Origin of the sequence: Rhodococcus sp. PAE-6, from assembly GCF_025290685.1 — a bacterium.
GTDB lineage: Bacteria > Actinomycetota > Actinomycetes > Mycobacteriales > Mycobacteriaceae > Rhodococcus > Rhodococcus pyridinivorans.
Window position 1 is genome coordinate 1 of record NZ_JAOCLZ010000156.1, and the last position, 256, is coordinate 256.

Here is a 256-nt window from a genome sequence, read left to right on the forward strand (position 1 = left end):
TGATGGGTCACATGGACCGCTGTCAACTTGGACACATCACCGCGAACCGGTGGGGTGCCTCACCGCGGCGAGAGGACCGGCCACGCAGGGTCCGGCACCATCGCTCCGGTGACGACCCTTCGCGACTGGCTGCGGCCCGCATCCCGCAATCCCGCGCCGCCCCTCGACCCCACCGAGCGCCGCGCGCTGTGGATCGAGATCACCATCGTCGTGCGCGTCACCTTCGGCCTGAGCGGGAGCTCGTCGCTCCTGTCGC

Annotated in this window: 1 pseudogene; it reads left to right on the top strand. The window is 70.3% G+C overall.

The features are described 5' to 3' along the window. Positions 1–108 precede the first annotated feature (108 nt). Positions 109–256, top strand: a pseudogene (locus NVV99_RS26620) (CPBP family intramembrane glutamate endopeptidase); the annotation flags it as partial.